Source organism: Stenotrophomonas sp. 704A1 (assembly GCF_030549525.1).
Taxonomy (GTDB): Bacteria; Pseudomonadota; Gammaproteobacteria; order Xanthomonadales; family Xanthomonadaceae; genus Stenotrophomonas; species Stenotrophomonas tuberculopleuritidis.
In genome coordinates, this window is the sequence record NZ_CP130831.1 from 3,971,496 (window position 1) to 3,990,699 (window position 19,204).

The window sequence follows — 19,204 nt, forward strand, 5'->3', positions numbered from 1 at the left end:
GCTGCGCCGGCGTTGTCATTTTCAACGGAGATGCGTGTCGATGAGGTTGATTCCCCGCCTTCTGCTGTCCCTGCTGGTGCTGCTGCCGTTGGCGGCCTGCGCCGCCACCCCTGCCAACGCCCCGCTGGTCGAAGGCAAAGACTACGAGCGCATCGCCCAGCCCGGCCCGTTCCAGCCGCTGGCCGGCAAGATCGAGGTGGTCGAGGTCTTCGGCTACACCTGCCCGCACTGCGCCCATTTCGAACCGAAACTGGCGGCCTGGGCCGCCAAGCTGCCGGCCGACGTGCGCTTCACGCCGGTCCCGGCCGCCTTCGGCGGTGCGTGGGATGCCTGGGCCCTGGCCTATTACGCCGCCGATGAAGTGGGCGTGGCCAAGCGCAGCCATGGCGCGGTGTTCAAGGCCCTGCACGTTGACGGCACGCTGCCGATGCAGAACGTTTCGGCCGATGAGCTCGCCACCTTCTACACCGCCTATGGCGTCACGGCCGACCGCTACAAGCAGGCCCTGCGCGGTGAAGCGGTGCAGCAGAAGGTCGATGCGGCGCGCGCCTTCGCCCAGCGCACCCAGGTGCCGGGCACCCCGGCCCTCATCATCAATGGCCAGTACCTGGTCCGCGGCAAGAGCTTCGACGACCAGCTGCGCATCGCCTCGGCGCTGATCGCCCAGGCCCGCGCCGCCCGCGGCCGCTGAACCAACACACACCATCGACACGGCGCTGTCGCCGCCGCATGTCATCATTTCCCTCTGGCCGGCGCCTGACGCCGGCCCCACCTTTCCAGATGCTGGAGACGTTTCCATGAAGACCCGTTTCGCCGCCCTCGCACTCGCAGCGCTGCTGCCGATCCTGGCGGCCTGCAAGGCCGACGACGGCACCGCCAACACCACCGCCCCGGCAGCGCCGGCAGCGACCCCGGCGGCCACCGAACCCGCCGCCGCCCCGGCCGCAGGCAGCGACGCGACCGCCCCGGCGGCCGAAGGCGACAAGGCCCCGGCAGACGCCGCACCGGCCGCTGCAGCGGCCCCGACCACGGCCGCACTGACCGGCCCGGCCCCGGTGGAAGGCGCCGACTACCAGCTGATCCCGAACGGCCAGCCGTTCCAGCCGGCAGCGGGCAAGGTCGAAGTGGCCGAGATCTTCGGCTATGTCTGCCCGGCCTGTGCCGCGTTCCAGCCGCTGGTGGGGCCGTGGAAGGCGGGCCTGCCCAGCGACGTGAACTTCGTCTACGTGCCGGCCATGTTCGGCAACACCTGGGATGACTACGGCCGCGCCTTCTACGCTGCGCAGACCCTGGGCGTGCAGGAGAAGACCCACGAAGCGCTGTATGCCGCCATCCACTCGCAGAAGACCCTGAAGGGCGAGCGCGGTCGTGATTCGGTCGAGGACATCGCCAAGTTCTATGCCGCCTACGGCGTGGATCCGAAGCAGTTCGCCGCCACCATGGGCAGCTTCGCGGTCAACGCCAAGACCAACTCGGCCAAGCAGTTCGCCCAGCGCAGCCAGATCAGCGGCACCCCGTCGATCATCGTCAACGGCAAGTACCTGGTGAAGGGCAAGAGCTTCCCGGACATGCTGCGCATCGCCGACCACCTGATCGCCCGCGAACGCGGTGCGGCCCAGGCCCACTGATCAACGAGGCGTTTTTCCCGGCCGTGACTTCCCCCCACACACGGACCCTGCGTTTGCTGACGGCCAACATCCAGGCCGGCTCAAGTACCCGCCGCTACAGCGACTATGTGACCCGCAGCTGGTCACATGCGCTGCCGGCGGGACGCAAACGCAGCAGCCTGGACGCGATCGCCACGCTGGCGCGCGGCCATGACATCGTCGGCCTGCAGGAGGCCGATCCGGGCAGCCTGCGCTCGGGCTTCACCAACCAGACCCACTACCTGGCCCAGCGCGCCGGCTTCAATTACTGGAGCCACCAGCCGAACCGGCGCATGGGGGGCGTGGCGTCCAGCGCCAATGGCCTGCTGAGCAGGCTGGAACCGGTGGAAGTGCAGGACCATGCCCTGCCCGGCCGTATCGGCGGGCGCGGCGTGCTGCTGGCCAAGTTCGGCGACGGTGCCGACGGCCTGGCCGTGGCGGTGGCACATCTGTCGCTGGGTGCCGGTTCGCGGATGGCGCAGCTGGGGTTCATCGCCGAACTGCTGTCCGACCACCCCAACGCGGTGCTGATGGGCGATTTCAACTGCCTGGCCGAGCGCCCGGAAATGCAGGTGCTGTACCAGAAGACCCGGCTGCAGCCGCCCGGCTGCATCGTGCCGACCTTCCCCAGCTGGCGCCCGGACCGCGCGATCGACCACATCCTGGTCAGCAGTGGCCTGCAGACGCGGACCGTGGAAGCGGTGCCGGCTGCGTTCTCCGACCATCTCGCCCTGGCGATGCAGATCGACGTGCCGTCCGGCGCGCTGCGCTGATCCCCCGCGCTGCCGCTGCGCTCGCCGGGCATGGCCCGGCGCTACCCCGCTTCTGCCAGCTCTCCGCCGGGCATGGCCCGGCGCTACCCGGCTTCTGACAGCTCTCCGCTGGGCATGGCCCGGCGCTACCCTGCCTGCGCCGCTGGCACCTTCAACCGCCGCGCGGTCATCGTGCTGCCCACCGAGGCCAGCACCGTGCAGCCGATGGCCAGCCACTGCAATCCATGCAGGTGCTCGTGCAGCAGCAGCATCGCCCACAGCGCGGCCACGGCCGGCTCCATGCTGATCAGGATGCCGAAGGTCTCCTTGGGCAGGCGCTTGAGCGCCATCATCTCCAGGGACATCGGGATCGCGCTGGAGACCAGCGCCACCAGCAGGCCGGCCAGCAGGATCTTCGGTTCGAGCAGCGCGGCCCCGGCATGGATCACGCCCACCGGCACCACCACCAGCGACGCGGCCAGCAGCCCCAGCGACACCGAATGCCCGGCATGCAGGTGGCCGGCGCGCTTGCCGAACACGATGTAGAGCCCCCAGCACGCCGCCGCCCCCATGGCGTACAGCACGCCCGCCGGATCCAGCGCCGGGCCACCGCCCAGCGGCAGCAACAGCAGCAGGCCGGCGGCAGCGCAGCCCACCCAGAGGAAGTCGATCGGCCGCCGCGAGGACAGCATCGCCACCGTCAGCGGCCCGGTGAACTCGATGGCCACCGCGATGCCGAACGGAATGGTGCGGATGGCCATGTAGAACAGCAGGTTCATCAGGCCCAGGGTCAGGCCATAACGCAGAATGGTGATCGCATCCGCGCGGCGGGTCTTCCAGCGCCATGGCCGCCAGAACAGCAGCAGCAACAGCGCCGAGAAGCCAACGCGCAGCGCGCTGGTGCCCTGGGCACCGATCAGGGGGAACAGCTGCTTGGCGTAGGAGGTACCGATGGCCAGTGCGGTGACCGAGCCGAGCACCGCCAGCGCCGGCAACATCGGCGCGATTCGAGACGTCTGCATGCCGCCAGTCTATTGCGCCGACGGCGAGCACTTGGCTCAATTGACGGCCCGCCCGCGCAACTTCTGCTCACCATGGCCACCGCCCCCGTGCTGGACAGCTTCGACCGCGCCATCCTGGCCCTGTTGCAGCGGGACAACACCCTGCCGCAACGGCAGATCGCCGAAGCCGTGCACCTGTCCACGCCGGCCGTGCAGCGGCGCATCAGGCGCCTGCAGGACAGCGGCGTGATCGCGGCCAACGTGGCGGTGATCGATGCCTCCAGGGTGGGCCGGCCATTGACCATCATCGTCGAGGTGCGCGTGGTCAGCGAGCAGCGCGAAAAGGTCGCCCCGTTCCGCCGTCGCGTGCAGGACGACCCCGCCGTGCAGCAGTGCTACGCGATCACCGGCGACAGTGACTTCCTGCTGCTGCTCTCGGCGGCGTCGATGGACGAGTACGAAGCGATCACCGAGCGCCTGTTCGGTGGCGATGACAACATCGAGCGCTTCCGCACCTCGGTGGCGCTGGGCACGTTGAAGCGGAGTTTCGACGTGCCGCTGACACCGGCTGTGTAGAGTCGAGCCATGCTCGACTGATTCTGCGTTCTGCCGTTGTAGAGTCGAGCCATGCTCGACTGATTCTGCTTTTTGCCGTTGTAGAGTCGAGCCATGCTCGACTGACCTTCCATGCAGTCGAGCATGGCTCGACTCTACATCCCGGAGCCATGATCCGATCCCCCTCCCCTGCCCGACACCTGCGCCGCTGGCTGCTCCGCGTCGTACTGCTGCTGATCGCCAGCGTCGGCGCCATGGCGTTGTGGAACAGCCCGTGGGCCGCCGCACCAAAGATGCTGTGGACACTCTCGCGCATGCCACCGGCCGCCGAACTGCCGGTGCCGGTGGACGGCGTGCGGCCGCGGCAGATCGCCGATACCTTCGGCGCACCACGCGGACGCGACCGCACCCACGCCGGCATCGATATCTTCGCCGCGCGCGGCACCCCGGTGCGCAGCGCAACCCCCGGCGTTGTCGCCGACATCCGCGACAGCGGCCTCGGTGGCCGCCAGGTCTGGGTGATCGGTCCCGGGCGCGAGCGCTACTACTACGCGCACCTGGAAGACTGGGCCGAGGGCCTGGCGCGCGGCCAGGTGGTGCAACCGGGCGACCTGCTCGGCCATGTCGGCGACAGCGGCAACGCCAAGGGCACGCCGCCGCACCTGCACTGGGGCATCTACGGCAGCGAAGGCGCCCGCGACCCGCGCCCGCTGCTGCGCTGACCCGCGCGTTGCACCGTCGAACGCGGCGCGACCGGGCGTGCCATGCCGTTCACGGTTTGTAAATAGGAATAGTTCGTATTACCATTCCTTTCGTTTCCGGTGCCGCCAGGACGGCGTGCCCGTCCTTTTTCCCCCTGCGCCACGCCACTCTGGATGCCGGCCGAACGCATGTGCCCGTCCAGGAACCCCCATGATCCGTCCCGCCTTCCGTCCCCTGCAGCCGCAGCGGCTCTCCCGTGCCGTGCTCGCCGCGCTCTGCGTCGTCACCCCGGCGGCCTTCGCTGAAACCGCCGCCGACCCGACCACGCTCGACAAGGTCGTGGTGAAGGGCGAGCGCGCCGAAGGCTACTCGGTGCGCCGCACGTCGGCCGGCACCCGCTTCGACCTCGCCCCGCGCGAGATCCCGCAGTCGGTCAGCATCATCAGCCACCAGCGCATCGAAGATCAGAACCTGGACGACATCATCGACGTGCTGGCCAACACCACCGGTGTCACCAGCACCCAGTCCGACAGCGAGCGCACCGAGTTCTACGCGCGCGGCTTCTACATCGATGCCTACCAGTTCGATGGCCTGCCGACGCAGATGGTGCAGAACTGGAGCTACGGCGATTCCGGCCTGGACCTGGCGCTGTATGACCGCGTGGAAGTGGTCCGCGGCGCCACCGGCCTGCTCAGCGGCGCCGGCAATCCGTCGGCCTCGGTGAACCTGATCCGCAAGCACGCCGACAGCGCCGAGCTGGCCGGCAGCGTGTCGGTGAACGTCGGCAGCTGGGGCCGCACCCGCACCACCGTGGACGTGGGCAGCGCGCTCAACGCCAGCGGCAGCGTGCGTGGCCGCGTGATCGGCAGCTATCTGGACACCGACGCGCAGATGGATCGCTACAACCAGCACAAGACCCTGGGCTATGTGGTGATCGATGCCGACCTGACTCCGGACACCCAGCTGAGCGTCGGCTACGACTACCAGCAGAAGCGCGCCAACGGCGCGACCTGGGGCGGCTTCCCGATGCTGTTCTCCGACGGCAGCCCGACCGGCTACGACGAATCGTTCAACGCCAGCCCGGACTGGACCTACTGGGACACCACCAGCAAGCGCGCGTTCGCCACCCTGCAGCATGCCTTCAGCAACGGCTGGAAGTTCAAGATCGGCGCCACCCACGATGAGACCAAGGCCGACGACAAGCTGTTCTACCCGGCCTACAACGACTGGGTCACCGGTGCCTCCTTCTTCGACAAGAACACCGGTGCCGGCATTTCGCCGTCGTCCGGCTTCTACAACACCGAGCGCAAGGTCACCGGCGTCGATGGCTATGTCGATGGGCCGTTCCAGCTGTTCGGCCGCGAACACCAGCTGATGGCAGGCCTGAGCTACAACAAGCGCGACTACGCCAACTACGGCGATTACCAGGTCGGCGGCGCCGGCCAGACCTGGAACCCGTTCACCAGCTACCTCAACTGGACCGGCAACATCGCCGAGCCGAACTGGAACCCGCTGGCGCTGGCCAGTGAAGGCACCATCACCCAGAAGGCCGGCTACGTGGCCGCCCGCCTGTCGCTGGCCGATCCGCTGAAGCTGATCCTCGGTGCGCGCTACACCGACTGGAAGAGCGAAGGTGAAGGCGCCGACCGCTCGCACAAGGAAACCACGCCCTACGCCGGCCTGGTGTTCGACATCAACGACACCTACTCGACCTATGCCAGCTACACCGAGATCTTCCAGCCGCAGACGCTGAAGGACCGCAATGGCAGCTACCTCGACCCGGTCGACGGCAAGAGCTACGAAGTGGGCGTGAAGGGCGCCTGGTTCGACAACCGCCTGAATGCCTCGCTGGCGGTGTTCCGCATCGAGCAGGACAACGTCGGCCAGATCACCGGCGAGCCGGTGCCCGGCAGCCAGAACGAATTCGCCTATCGCGCCGCGCGCGGTACGGTCAGCCGTGGCTTCGAGTTCGAGCTGAACGGTGAACTGGCACCGGGCTGGAACGCGACCTTCGGTGCCTCGCGTTACGTGGCCAAGGACGCCAACGATGCCGACATCAACACCAACCTGCCGCAGACCGCGCTGAAGCTGTTCACCAGCTACACCCCGCAATCGCTGCAGGCGCTGACCGTCGGCGGTGGTGCCAACTGGCAGAACCGGATCTATTACGCGGTTCCGGCCTACGGCCGCATCGAGCAGAGCGGCTATGCGCTGGTCAGTGCGTTCGTGCGCTACCGCATCTCGCCGGAGTTCAGCGTGCAGGCCAACCTCAACAACCTGCTGGACAAGAAGTACCTGTCGCAGATCAATGGCTACGGGGCCTACGGCGATGGCCGCAACGGCTCGCTGACCTTCACCTGGTCGTTCTGATGCAGAGGGCGCCGGGCGATTCCCGGCGCCCTGCGTCGTGTACGCGGTTTTTGTAGAGTCGAGCCATGCTCGACTGGCTTTCGCGCAAAGCAGCCGAGCATGGCTCGGCTCTACAACGGCGCCGGGCTGAACCCGGCGCCGTCCTTCGTCAGAACCGCAGGTCCGCGCGCAGGTACCAGTAGCGCCCACGCGGGATGTCGTAGGTCGAGGCGTCGTAGCCGTTCAACGAGCACGACAGGCAGATCGGCGGGTCCTTGTCGAACACGTTGTTCAGGCCTGCCGTCAGCTGCAGGCCCTTCATCCAGTCGATCTTGTAGCCCACCTGCAGGTCGTGGAAGGTGGTGGCCGACAGCGTGTTGGTGCCAGCCGTCTGGTTGCTGCACACCGGGAACGCCACCGCATCTCCGCATTCCTCGGTCAGCTCGGAGATGTGCCGCACCGTCCAGTTCGCGCTCCAGTTGTCCAGCGTCCAGCCGATGCTGGCATTGCTGGTCCATTCCGGGATCGAGCTGTCGGCCACTTCCACGCCCGGCTCCTGCGGCTGCCGTTGCCCGGCCGCACCGGTGGCCTCGTAGCGGCCGACGAAGGTGTTCTTCCAGCCCAGCTTGAACTGGCCGATCGAACTCTGCGGCAGCGTCCAGAACAGATCCACGTCCCAGCCATCGGTCTTGATCGAGCCGAGGTTGGTCAGGCGGTTGTTGAAGCTGCTGACCGCACCGGTGCTGGCACGGGTGATGCCCTCGCAGTAGATCGGGTCAAGCGTATCCACGCACAGGTCCAGCTGGGTCTGCGCGTTGATCGCCTGGATCGCACCATCGATGTTGTGGCGGTAGAACGTCACTTCCACGTCGAAGCGCTCCGACCAGGAGGTATCGTTGCCGAACCACGGGCTCCACACGAAACCGGCACTGAAGCTGCGCGACCGCTCCGGCTCCAGCTCGCGGTTGCCGCCGGTGGTCACCGAGATCTGCGAGTTGGCCTGCTGGAAGCCCGCTGGCACGCCCAGTGCAGCGCAGTTGGCGGCACTGCCGCGCGGCGCGGTGCCACCGAGGCCGATCGAGCACGGATCGAACAACTGCAGATCGGCGCGCGCAGCCGAGCCGTACAGCTCGCCGATCGACGGTGCACGGAAGCCTTCGGCATAGGTGGTGCGCAGCACGAAGTCATCGGTCACCTGCCAGCGCAGGCCGTACTTGGGCGTGAACTCGCCGCCGAAGGTCGAGTAGTCCGAATAGCGCCCGGCCAGGCTCAGGTCCAGCTTCTTGCCCAGCGCCGAGTCGGCGAAGATCGGCACGCTCAGCTCCAGGTAGGCTTCATTGACGTCGTAGGAGCCCGAGGTGGGCTGCGACGGCACGCCGTTGTAATGGCCGATCACGGTGAGCGGATCGGGCTGGTACCACCCTTCGTACTTGCGGTACTCGTAGCCGGTGGCGAAGGACACCGGGCCGGCCGGCAGGGTGAACAGGTCGCTGGACAGGTTGGCGGTGAACAGGCTCAGCTCGTTCTGGCTGCGGTCACGCACCACCGGCTGGATCCAGCGCAGCATGTCCGGGGTGATCGAACCTGCGCCGCCGAAGATGTTCAGTGGTACGCAGCCCGGCGTGGCCGCACACACCGCCGGGTCACCCAGCGCCATGTTCACGTTGAAGATGTTGTAGCTGCCGTAGTTGGTCTGTTCGGCCTTGTTCTTGCTGTACATGCCGTTGACGTCCCAGTACCAGCTGCGGTCCGCCGCCTGGAAATTGCCGACCAGGCCGGTGGCGAAGTAGGTGGTGTTGACCTCCTGTTCGAACACGCGCGCGCCCCCCTCCACCGGGCGCCGGCCGATCAGGCTCATGTTGCCCGACGACACCAGGTCGAAGCCGAACGGGTTGTACGGGTTCAGCGCGGAGACCACGATGTTGTCGGCCAGTGGATTGCCGGTAGCGCCATCGGGGCCGAAGAACAACGGCTCGGGACCGGCCTGGTTGGTCGATTCGCGGCGGTTGCCCAGCGCCTTGACGTACCACTGCACGTTGTCGGTGATGTCGAAGCGGAACTGGCCGAACAGGCCTTTGCGCTCGGACGGCGTCAGCACCATGTTGTATTCGGCGAAGTTGAAGCGGTCGGCACTGGTGAAGCAGTGGTAGTCATCGGTGCGGTTGCAGCCGGCGCTGCCGTCGTAACGCGGGCTGCTCACGCCGGTGTTGGGCACGATGTCCTGCTCGGCACCGGTGTTGGGATCGACGAAGGCGAAACGCCCCTGCGGAATGCCGCCGCTGCCGAAGGCCAGGCCGGTCCCCGGGATCGGGAAGCGCGACTGCTCGCGGTCGCGGGCGAACACCGGGTCCTGCTTGGTCCAGCTGGCACCGAGGAACAGGCTGTAGCGATCGCCACTCTTGCCCCACGCCAGGTCCACGCCCTTCTGCGTGCCGTCGCCCTTGCTGTACTCCCCGTAGTTCAGGGTCACCTGGCCGCCATCGAAGTCGCGGCGGGTGATGATGTTGACCACGCCGGCGATGGCATCGGAGCCGTACAGCGACGATGCGCCGTCTTCCAGCACCTCGATGCGTTCGACGATGGCCAGCGGGATGGTGTTGAGGTCGGTCGCCGCACCGACGCCCGATGCGGATGACTCGTTGACCCAGCGGATGCCGTCGACCAGCACCAGCACGCGCTTGGCACCGAGGTGGCGCAGGTCGACCTGCGCCGAGCCGGCACCGACACCGCTGCCGTCCGGCGGGAAGCCGAAGTTGCCGGACGAGTTGAACTTGGCGTTCAGCGCCGAACCCGAACCGGTCAACTGCTGCAGCACCTCACCGATGGAGGTCAGGCCGGTGCGCTCGATATCGGCGCGGTTGAGGGTCTGGACCGGTACCTGGCCTTCAACTTCAGCGCGCTTGATGCGGGTGCCGGTGACTTCAACGCGGTCAAGGTCGGTGGTCGTGGATTGGGCCGCAGCGCCCAACGGTGCCAGGGCGGTCACGCACAGCGCAACGGCAACCGCCAACGGGCGGTGGTGCAGGTGGTTCATTCGCTCTCTCTCCAAAGGAATGTCGGGATGACTGCCGCGCCGCCTTCTGCACGGCGGCCGCGTCTCCTTTGTAAACAAACGGTAAAAGGCATGGCGTGATGACCGACACCAATTCACGCGCTTTTGACGAATCTGAAAGGCGATAGCGTCAAATTGCAGCGTATTTACCGAAATGTGCGAACGACACTCTGCCGCTGCGGTAGCGCCGGGCCATGCCCGGCGGAATGCGGCCTTCCCGCAGGAAGGCCGCACGGCGGATCCATCACTGCACGAAGGCGATGCGTTCCATGCCGGTGGCTTCGGCCGCCGCCAGGATCTTCGCCATGCCCTGGTATTCGGCCGCTGGATCGGTACTGATGCGCAGCTCCGGCAGGTTGCCGGCGTGCGTGCTGGCCTGCGCCTGCAGCCGCGCCTGCAGATCGCCGAGGGCCATCGGCTGGCCGTCCCAGCTCAGCTGGTTGCCTGCATCCAGGCGCAGCGCGATCGGCGGTGGCGGCTCCGGGCGTTCGACAACCCGATCGGTGGCCTGCGGCAACTGCACGGTGATCGGCCGCGACAGCATCGGCGCGGTCACGATGAAGATGATCAACAACACCAGCATCACATCCACCAGTGGCGTGACATTGATGTCCGCCAATGGGCCGCTCCTTCCTGCGCTGCTGAACGCCATGTGCCGCTCCCTGTGCAGGGCCGGTTGCCCTGAAGCCGAACTTACGCCCGGTCACGCCCGCTGCGGCAGGGCCGATGCGGGTGTCATTCAGCTGTCGTTTGTCCTCGTAGCGCGTGCACGCGATGCGAAACTGAATTCAGCCACTGCCCGCTATGCTGCTGGGCATGACCCGACGATCTTCGACCGCCCTGTCCCTGCTTCCACTGGCCGCCACGCTGCTGATCGGCTGCGCCAGTGCCCAGTCCCTCGATGCCCAGAACGCGCAGCTGAAGGCCGCCATCGCGGCCGCCGAACGCGGCCAGTTCGATCCCGGCCAGGCCGCTGCGCTCAGCCGCCACCCCGCCTATGGCTGGCTGGAATACGCCAATCTGCGGCGCAACATCGACACCGTTGATACCGCACAGGCGCAGGCCTTCCTGAAGCGCTACCAGGGCCAGGCCGTCGCCAACAGTTTCCGCAGCGCGTGGCTGCCGTCGCTGGCGCGTCGCCAGGACTGGCCGACGCTGCTGGCCAACTGGGCGCCCACCGACAACCTCGGGCTGCGCTGCGCGCAGCTCACCGCGCGCCAGGCCACCGGCAAGCTCGATCCGCAGTGGATCGGCGAGGCCCAGGAGCTGTGGCGCAGGAACGGCAAATCACTGCCCGACGCGTGCGATGCCGTGTTCGCCGTACTGCAGGCGCAGGGCGGCCTGAGCGATGCACTGCGCTGGGAGCGCATCGACGCAGCGGCCGATGCCCAGCAACCGGCGGTGATGCGTTCGGCCGCACGTGGCCTGCCTGCGGCCGAGCTGGCGCTGGCCAACACCTACGCCGCCTTTGTCGACCAGCCCAACGCCAGCGCGCTCAACTGGCCGCGCAGTGAACGCAGCCGGCGCATCGCCACCGATGGCCTGGAAAAGCTGGCCAAGGCCGACCCCGGCGCCACCGAGCAGCAGCTGCCGCAGTACGCGCAGGCGCTCGGCCTCAGCGCCGAACAGCAGGCCCAGGTGCGGTACCAGATCGCGTTGTGGACGGTGGCGTCCTACCTGCCCGATTCGGCGCGGCGCCTGAATGCCGTGCCGGACTCGGCCTACGACGCGCGTCTGCACGAATGGCGCGTCCGCGAAGCGATGTCGCGCGGTGACTGGCCGGCCACGCTGGCCGCGATCCGCAAGATGGGCCCGACCCAGCGCAATGATTCGCGCTGGCGCTATTTCGAAGGCCGCATGCTGGAGAAGACCGGACAGGCCCAGCAGGCCCAGGCCTTGTTCCGCGAAGCGGCGCGCGCGCCGACGTTCCATGGCTTCCTCGCCGCGGACAAGGCACAGCAGCCCTACACGCTGTGCCCGTGGAAGCCCAACGACAGCGCGCAGGCGCAGGCGGTGGTGGCGCGCGACCCGGCCATCCAGCGCGCGATGGCGCTGTACCAGATCGATCGCACCGGCTGGGCGGTCGCCGAGTGGAACAGCGCGCTGGCGCGCTTCGATGACACCCAGCGCCGGCTCGCCGTGCGCGTGGCGCAGGACAACGGCTGGTTCGACCGTGCGGTGTTCGCGCTCGGCAAGCAGCCGCAGGAACAGCGCCTGTACGATCTGCGCTTCCCGCTGCATCACGACGCCACCATCCGCCGCGAATCGGCGCGCAACGCGATCGACCCGGCCTGGGTGGCCGCCGAGATCCGCGCCGAGAGCACCTTTACGCCGCGTGCGCGCTCGCCTGCCAATGCCATGGGCCTGATGCAGGTCTTGCCGGCCACCGGTGCCGGCGTGGCCAAGTCGATCGGCCTGACCGGTTATGGCGGCGCCGACAGCCTGTACGACCCGGACACCAACATCGCCATCGGCACGGCCTACCTGCGGCAGCTGATGAACAAGTACGACGGCCTGCCGTACGTGACCATCGCCGCCTACAACGCCGGCCCGACCCCGACCGCCCGCTGGCAGAGCCAGCGCCCGGGCTTCGATCCGGACCTGTGGATCGAAACCATCAGCTACAAGGAAACGCGCGAGTACGTGGCCCGCGTGCTGGCCTTCAGCGTGATCTACGACTGGCGCCTCAACGGCGATGCGCTGCCGCTGAGCGACCGCCTGATGGGCCGCCTGGTGGACAAGCGCAAGGCCTTCACCTGCGCGGCCGACGCCGACCAGGGCGGGGATTGATCGCGTTGCATCGGTAGCGCCGGGCCATGCCCGGCGCCACCGTGTCATCATGCCCCCATGAAGATCTATCTTGTCGGCGGCGCCGTGCGCGACCGCCTGCTGCAGCGCCCTGCCGGCGACCGTGACTGGGTGGTGGTCGGCGCCACGCCCGCGCAGATGGAAGCGCAGGGCTACACCGCCGTCGGCCGCGATTTCCCGGTATTCCTGCACCCGGAGACCGGCGAGGAATACGCGCTGGCGCGCACCGAGCGCAAATCCGGTCGTGGCTATCGCGGCTTCGTGGTCGATGCCGATCCGGCGGTGACGCTGGAAGAAGACCTGCAGCGCCGCGACTTCACCATCAACGCCATCGCCTGCGATGAAGACACCGGTACGCTGGTCGATCCCTATGGCGGCGCGCGTGACATCGAGCAGCGCGTACTGCGCCACGTCGGCCCGGCGTTCGTCGAAGACCCGCTGCGCGTGCTGCGCGCGGCGCGCTTCATGGCGCGCTTCGCCGCGCTGGGTTTTACCGTCGCGCCGGAAACCATGGCACTGATGCGCGACATCGCCGCCAGCGGCGAGCTGGATGCGCTGGTGCCCGAACGCGTCTGGCAGGAACTGCGCAAGGCGCTGGTCTGCGAACGCCCCTCGGCCTTCCTGCGCACCCTGCACGACGCACACGCGCTGGGCCCGATCCTGCCGGAACTGGAAGCGTTGTACGGCGTGCCGCAGCGCGCGGAATTCCACCCGGAAGTCGATACCGGCATCCACCAGGAGATGGTCAGCGACATGGCTGCCACGCTGGCGCCTGGCGATGATCTGGTCGGCTTCGCTGCGTTGACCCACGACCTCGGCAAGGGCCTGACCCCGCCGGAGGAATGGCCGCGCCACATCATGCATGAGCAGCGCGGCATCAAGCCGCTGAAAGCGCTGTGCGCGCGGCTGAAGATTCCCGCCGAGCACCAGCAGCTGGCCGAGGCGGTCTGTCGCGAGCACCTGAACGTGCATCGCATCGACGAGCTGCGCGATGCGACCGTGCTGGAACTGCTGGGCCGCTGCGATGCGCTGCGCCGGCCGGAACGGGTGGCACGCATCGCGCTGTGCTGCGAGGCCGACAAGCGCGGCCGGCTGGGTTTCGAGGACAGTGACTACCCGCAGGGCGAAACACTCAAGCGCCTGCACCGGGCGGCGCTGTCAGTGCAGGCGCGTGACCTGGACACCACGCACCTGAAAGGCCCTGCCATCGGTGAAGCGCTGGCCAGGGCACGGGTCAAGGCCATCGCTGCCGCCCGCTGATGGCCGCCGGCCGCTGGCCGAAATCCGCTGCCGGGTCAGTGCGCCATGCCGCGGGTAATCGCCGCAGCGCGTTCCTTCAGCTGGGCGACGGCGTCGGGAATCATCTCCATGCCCACGTCCAGGCCGGGGTTCAGTACCAGGCCGACCCCTTCGCCGATGCCCGACAGCAGCGCGTGCACGGCGATCGGCATCGCATGGGCGAACTGCGGCAGCTGCTCGTGCCAGATCTCGGCGCGCTCAGGCGCCGTGAACACCGCGAACATCGGCTCGCCGCTTTCGCTGGTCAGCACCAGCGGCGAAATGCTCTCGTCCCAGGCGCCGTCTTCAGCGATGGCCTTGTCCAGCAGCACGAACACCGGCGCGGTCAGCAGGCCGTCGAGGAACTGCGAGGCCGTGAGGGTTCCGTCCTGGGCCTGCAACAGGCGCACTTCCAGGTCGTTGGCGGGTTCGAACGGCGTTTCGTGGTCCATGGTGGGTCCGGCAGTGTGGCGGGTGGCTGCAACTTTAACAGCCCGTGTCATCAACCGACGTAACCGTGCCGCCACATCCAGCCGGCCACCGCCAGCCCGGCCACCACCATCAGCATCAGCGGCAGGCCAAAGCGGTGCCGCCACGGGATCGGCACCCCGCCCAGCTGCTGGTCCATGCTTTCGGTATCCAGCACCCAGCCATGCGCGCAGCGGGTGCAGGCCAGTTCGTAGCGGCGCTGGTAGGTGAAGCCGAACAGCAGGTCGATGCGCGCCATCCTGTAGCGCAGCTGTGGGGCGAACTCGGTTTCGGTCTGGCAACGCAGGCAGTGGTGGGCTTCGGTGGGGCCGACCACCACCACCCGCTCCTGCTGGCCGATCAGCAGCATCATGCGCGGCCCTCGCAGGCGGGCTGGGCCAGCAGCCACTGCTGGGCGGCGGCCAGGGTGTCCGGTCCGCTGGCGGTGGTCTGGTCCGGCTGCAGGCTGGCACCGTCGCCCCGCCCGTTGCGGTCTGCCATCACATTGTGGGTCAACAGCAAGGTGGTGCCATCCACCAGCTTCGTCGGCCGGTTGCCGGTGGAGAAACCTGCACTGGGCTCGCCGAAACTGCGGCTGCCCGCCTGCCCGCGGAATGCCAACGCGACGGCTTCGCCTGAACTGGCGGTGCGCGCACCGATCAGCACCGCCACCGGCGCGCTGCCCGCACGCAGGCGATAGGCGGCCTCTCGCGAGCGCAGACCCTGCGTGCCGTCCTGCCTCACCTCACCTTCGCCTTGCCGCCACCACTGCAGGCCGTCGGCGCTGCGGAAGGCGCCGATCAGCGCCCCCTTCGCATCCGGAGTTCCCTGCAACAAAGGCAGCAGCCCCATCAGCATCGGCCACATGTTGCCGCCGCTGTTGCCGCTGACATCCACCACCCAACCGCAGCGCGTGCCGTCATCCAACGCGGTGATGCGTTGCTGCAGCGCCAACGCGTAGGTCCTGCGCGCGTCATGACGCTCCTGCCCGCTGCGTTGCAGATCCTCCACGAAGGGGCCGACCGTGAGCACGCCAATGCGGGCATCGACCTTCGGGGATTCTGCCAACGCTGCGCCCTGCCCGGCATTGAGACGCTGGGCACGCGCGGACCGCGCCTGCTGCTGTCTGGGCGAGATCCATCGGCCATGCCCGCCGCTGCTACGCGTGGCCGCCTCATCCAGCACGCGGCGCTGCTGTGCAGGGTCATCCGCTGCGGCACTCAGCCGCGCGCGCACGTCACTCCAATCCACGCGGTCGCGGTACAGCGACTGGGTTTCCAGCAGGTGCAGCATCTGTTCGAGCGCTTCGGCAGAAGGCAGTTCCACGGCCTCGGCGGGCGCTGCCAGTGCCGGGCTGCCACAGGCCAGCAGCAGGGCTGCGCCCAGGATCGCGCGCGCGGGGAAGCGGGAATTCATTGACGCATCCATGTCAGTGTCCAGCGCCGCAGCATAGCGGCGAACGGCATCAGCGCCCAGCGCACGCCGGCTGGGCGGGGCATGGCGACGGTGGCAGATCAGCACAGGCGCCACGCCGCCGGGCATGGCCCGGCGCTACCAGTCCGCGCGCAGGCCGATGTTGCCTTCGATGATGCGGCGCTTCTCGCTGCGGTCGCCGCCCAGTTCGCGGGTGTAATCGGCCACGGCATAGGCGCTGATCGTGCGGTTGAAACGACCGACCACGCCGACACCGGCCTCCAGCGCGCGCGAGCGCTGCGTGTTGATGATCGCGTCGTTGTCGAACAGGATGCGGTCCTCGCCCGAGCGGCCATGCCAGTAGTTCAGCTTGAAATACGGCTGCCAGCCGTTGTCGGCCAGCTGGTAATCACCGGCCAGGCGCAGGCCGACGCGGCCGGTCCAGGCGTTGTCGTTGTCGAAGCGCACGGTCGACACGGCATCGCGCTGATCGTCCAGCGAGGTGCGCTGCCAGATCACCTGCAGCTGCGGTTCCAGCCACCAGGCGGACTGCCCGAACTGCAGCAGCGGCTTGCCGGCTTCCAGCGAAACGCTGGTGCCGTCGCCCTTGAGGTCGATGCCGAGGCCACGCGCCGAGCGTGCGCGTCCGTCGTAGCGGCTCTGCATCACCACCGCATCGAGGTAGGCGCCAGCGGTGCCGGTCAGCGTCCAGTACAGGCCCACGTGCTTGTCGTCCAGGCGGCTCTGGCCCACCTGCACGTTCTCCCACCCCAGCGCGAGGCCGGTGGTCCTGCCCTGGGCGCGGGTGCGGCCGACGAACACACCCAGCTGGTTGCGGTGGCTGTCGGCAGCGGCCGCCCACACATCCAGGCCGGCCTGCATGCCCATCACGTCGCCATCGAAACCGGGCTGCGCATCGCCCTTCCAGTGGATCTCGCTGCTCTGCCCGACCAGCCGCCCCCACGCGGTGCGCAGCGCGCCCTGGTTGTACAGCAGGCGCTGTTCGCCCTGCCGCTCATGGAAGGTGCCGAGGCTGGCCAGCGAGGTTTCGCGCAGCAGCGGTGGCGCCACCGCATAGGCGGCGGTCTCCAGCCGGTACAGCGGCACCACATCGCCCTCGGCCGGGCGCGCGCCCGGTGTCGGCGGCGTGCCGGTGCCGGGCAGCGCGCCCCCGGCCACCGGGACATCCGGTACGGCCGGATCACCGGGCGGTGCCACCGGAGCCGGCTCCGGCGGCGGCGGCGGCGGCGCGGTCTCGCCGGCGGTCAGGTCCGGATCGATGGCGCCCTCCGGCGGCGGCGGCGGAGCCGGTGGAATCGGCGGCGGCGGCGCCACCGGCGGTGTCAGCGGCGGCGGCGTGGCACTGCCGTTGCCGTTGGGCGCCGGCGTCGGCCCGGTCACCAGGGTCGAACGCAGGTACCAGTTCTCGCTGGTGCCGGCACTGACACCGCCCTTGAACAGGAAGTACTCGTAGGCGCCGGCGGAGACCGGGGCGAACAACGAGAACGCGCCCGCAGCGGTGCTGCCCCCATTCAGGGCCTGCACCACCAGGATGCCATCGGCCAGCGTGGCCGCGCCGCTACCGCCGGCATTGAGGATGCCGATGCCGGTGGTGCCGCTGGCAGTTCCCCCATCGATCACCAGGCGGTCGCTGCTGGAGTTGTCCGCGCCCAGCACCGTGCGCAGGTACAGGCCGCCACCCTCGCCACGGTAGTTGCCACGTACGGTGAACACATCGCCGGCACCGGTGCCGGTCAGGTCGATGCGCCCGGCGTTGACCATGTCCACGAGAGCGGCGCTGTTGAACGGGCGGATGGCGTGGCCACCGCTGCCGGCATACACGGTGCTGGTGTCATCCACGCTGAGCGAGCCGGTACCGGATGCGCTGTCACCCAGCACCAGATCGCCGTCGAAGCTCAGTTCGGTGCTGTTGGCCAGGCGGATCGCTTCCCAGTTCTGGAAGCGACCGACGCCCGCCGTCTTGATGTTGTTGAAGTTGAGCTGGTCCACGCCGCTGCCCCCCTCGAACAGCGGCACCGCACCGAGGTTGCCCTGGTTGAGGCTGCTGAGAGTGGCCACGTCGTTGTCCGGACCCAGGTCGATGGCGCCGTAGACGATGCCACCACCGCTCCAGGTGAACGTGTCGTCGCCGGTGCTCATCAGCACCTGGCCGCGCACGGTGCCATCGGTGATGGTGACGCTGTCGGCGCCGCCGCTGACGCTGATGTTGCCGCCGATGTACGCCGTGCCGGAGATGATGATGGTATCGGTGTCGAAGCCGGTCACCACGTTGCCGTCAACGGTGCCGCCGGACTGGTCCCACAGGTTCTTGTCCAGCTTCATGTTGACCCGGCCGATGCGGCCCGCGGTCATCCAGGCCTGGTCACCGTCTTCGAACGCGCCGACGATGCGGCCGCCGCTCATGCGGAAGGTGTCGATGTTGTCGCCCTGCTGCAACGCGCCGATCGTGCCCTCGGTCATGACGAAATCGTCGCGGCCACTGCCCTGCGCGACCACGCCGGTCACGGTGCCGCCGCTGACGGTCATCTGGTCGTCGCCGGTGCCCTGGTCGACGCTGTCGATCGTGCCGCCGCTGAGCAGCAGCACGTCGTTGCCGTCGCCCTGCAGCGCGGCGCCCGCGATGCTGCCGGCCAGCATCTCCAGGCGATCATTGCCGGCGCCGAACTGCACGCCGGTGCGCCCGCTGATGGTGCCGCGGTTGACCAGCACGCTGTCGCCGGCACCCACGAACTGCAGCGCGGTGTTGTTGCCGGTGCTGATGCTGCCGGCGTTCTCCACCCGGCTGCCGCCACCGAGCTGCACTGCCACGCCGCCGACCGAACTGATCGTTCCCAGGTTGGACAGCAGGTGTCCGCCGGCACCGAGCAGCGCAATGGCGCTTGCGCCGCCGCTCTGCTGCAGCTGCGCACCGCTGGCGACAGTGACGGTGATGCCGGCCGCGCCGCTGGCGGTGATGGGAACGGTCTGCGGATTCGGGGCCGCTGCAACGCAGCTGACCGTCTGGCCGGCAACGGGGGCGACCGAGTCACAGCCCGCCCAGGCGGCACTGGCGCTCAGCAGCATGGCGGACGGGACGGCAAGAACCTGCAGCACGGAAACGGTGAGGCGGCGCGGTCGGAACGCACGCGGGACGGCACGGGACATACAGCACTCCTGGAC

General features: G+C 68.5%; 15 protein-coding genes. 8 read left to right on the forward strand and 7 right to left on the reverse strand.

Annotated elements, in window-relative coordinates; translation table 11 throughout:
• The first annotated feature begins 40 nt into the window (after positions 1–40).
• The 3 genes from Q5Z10_RS18145 to Q5Z10_RS18155 all read left to right on the forward strand — a co-directional run bounded on the left by Q5Z10_RS18145 (position 41) and on the right by Q5Z10_RS18155 (position 2,419).
• A complete protein-coding gene (locus Q5Z10_RS18145; protein WP_303636750.1) occupies positions 41–691 on the forward strand; it encodes a thiol:disulfide interchange protein DsbA/DsbL in 651 nt (216 codons plus the stop codon).
• Between the two features lie 106 nt (positions 692–797).
• The gene (locus Q5Z10_RS18150; protein ID WP_303636751.1) at positions 798–1,628 is read left to right on the forward strand and encodes a thiol:disulfide interchange protein DsbA/DsbL; all 831 of its coding nucleotides are present in this window, start codon (positions 798–800) and stop codon (positions 1,626–1,628) included.
• A 53-nt stretch (positions 1,629–1,681) separates the two neighbouring features.
• Positions 1,682–2,419 carry an endonuclease/exonuclease/phosphatase family protein gene (locus Q5Z10_RS18155; protein WP_303636752.1) on the forward strand — a complete coding sequence of 246 codons (738 nt, stop codon included), beginning with the start codon at positions 1,682–1,684 and terminating at the stop codon, positions 2,417–2,419.
• 125 nt (positions 2,420–2,544) lie between these two features.
• On the opposite strand, the gene Q5Z10_RS18160 is transcribed toward Q5Z10_RS18155, so the two are convergent.
• Entirely contained in the window at positions 2,545–3,420 is an 876-nt protein-coding gene (locus Q5Z10_RS18160) for an EamA family transporter (RefSeq protein ID WP_303636753.1), read from the reverse strand.
• Positions 3,421–3,492: 72 nt separating this feature from the next.
• On the opposite strand from Q5Z10_RS18160, the gene Q5Z10_RS18165 reads away from it, so the two are divergent.
• The 3 genes from Q5Z10_RS18165 to fhuE all read left to right on the forward strand — a co-directional run bounded on the left by Q5Z10_RS18165 (position 3,493) and on the right by fhuE (position 7,026).
• Positions 3,493–3,975 (forward strand): Lrp/AsnC family transcriptional regulator, encoded by a 483-nt coding sequence (locus Q5Z10_RS18165; protein ID WP_303636754.1) that lies wholly within the window; start codon positions 3,493–3,495, stop codon positions 3,973–3,975.
• Between the two features lie 149 nt (positions 3,976–4,124).
• Positions 4,125–4,676, forward strand: coding sequence for a M23 family metallopeptidase (locus tag Q5Z10_RS18170; protein WP_303636755.1), 552 nt, complete (start codon positions 4,125–4,127; stop codon positions 4,674–4,676).
• 190 nt (positions 4,677–4,866) lie between these two features.
• Positions 4,867–7,026: a ferric-rhodotorulic acid/ferric-coprogen receptor FhuE gene (fhuE, locus tag Q5Z10_RS18175; protein WP_303636756.1), complete on the forward strand. Its 2,160-nt coding sequence runs from the start codon at positions 4,867–4,869 to the stop codon at positions 7,024–7,026.
• Between the two features lie 148 nt (positions 7,027–7,174).
• Here fhuE and Q5Z10_RS18180 read toward each other — a convergent pair whose 3' ends face one another.
• Complete coding sequence (locus Q5Z10_RS18180) at positions 7,175–10,039, reverse strand: TonB-dependent receptor plug domain-containing protein (RefSeq protein ID WP_303636757.1); 2,865 nt, start codon at positions 10,037–10,039, stop codon at positions 7,175–7,177.
• 262 nt (positions 10,040–10,301) lie between these two features.
• Complete coding sequence (locus Q5Z10_RS18185; protein WP_303636758.1) at positions 10,302–10,709, reverse strand: ExbD/TolR family protein; 408 nt, start codon at positions 10,707–10,709, stop codon at positions 10,302–10,304.
• A gap of 152 nt (positions 10,710–10,861) precedes the next feature.
• Between Q5Z10_RS18185 and Q5Z10_RS18190 the strand changes: the two genes are divergently transcribed.
• Complete coding sequence (locus Q5Z10_RS18190; RefSeq protein ID WP_303636759.1) at positions 10,862–12,847, forward strand: transglycosylase SLT domain-containing protein; 1,986 nt, start codon at positions 10,862–10,864, stop codon at positions 12,845–12,847.
• 57 nt (positions 12,848–12,904) lie between these two features.
• Positions 12,905–14,125 carry a multifunctional CCA addition/repair protein gene (locus Q5Z10_RS18195; RefSeq protein WP_303636760.1) on the forward strand — a complete coding sequence of 407 codons (1,221 nt, stop codon included), beginning with the start codon at positions 12,905–12,907 and terminating at the stop codon, positions 14,123–14,125.
• A gap of 35 nt (positions 14,126–14,160) precedes the next feature.
• Here the strand turns inward: Q5Z10_RS18195 and Q5Z10_RS18200 are convergent, their stop codons facing one another.
• From Q5Z10_RS18200 to Q5Z10_RS18215, 4 genes are all read right to left on the reverse strand, one after another.
• Positions 14,161–14,595: an SseB family protein gene (locus Q5Z10_RS18200; protein WP_303636761.1), complete on the reverse strand. Its 435-nt coding sequence runs from the start codon at positions 14,593–14,595 to the stop codon at positions 14,161–14,163.
• A 50-nt stretch (positions 14,596–14,645) separates the two neighbouring features.
• Complete coding sequence (locus tag Q5Z10_RS18205; protein WP_303639224.1) at positions 14,646–14,981, reverse strand: hypothetical protein; 336 nt, start codon at positions 14,979–14,981, stop codon at positions 14,646–14,648.
• Positions 14,981–16,027: a S41 family peptidase gene (locus tag Q5Z10_RS18210; RefSeq protein ID WP_303636762.1), complete on the reverse strand. Its 1,047-nt coding sequence runs from the start codon at positions 16,025–16,027 to the stop codon at positions 14,981–14,983. The genes Q5Z10_RS18205 and Q5Z10_RS18210 overlap by 1 nt, the downstream gene beginning before the upstream one ends.
• 135 nt (positions 16,028–16,162) lie before the next feature.
• Positions 16,163–19,189: an autotransporter family protein gene (locus tag Q5Z10_RS18215; protein ID WP_303636763.1), complete on the reverse strand. Its 3,027-nt coding sequence runs from the start codon at positions 19,187–19,189 to the stop codon at positions 16,163–16,165.
• Between the last annotated feature and the right edge of the window lie 15 nt (positions 19,190–19,204).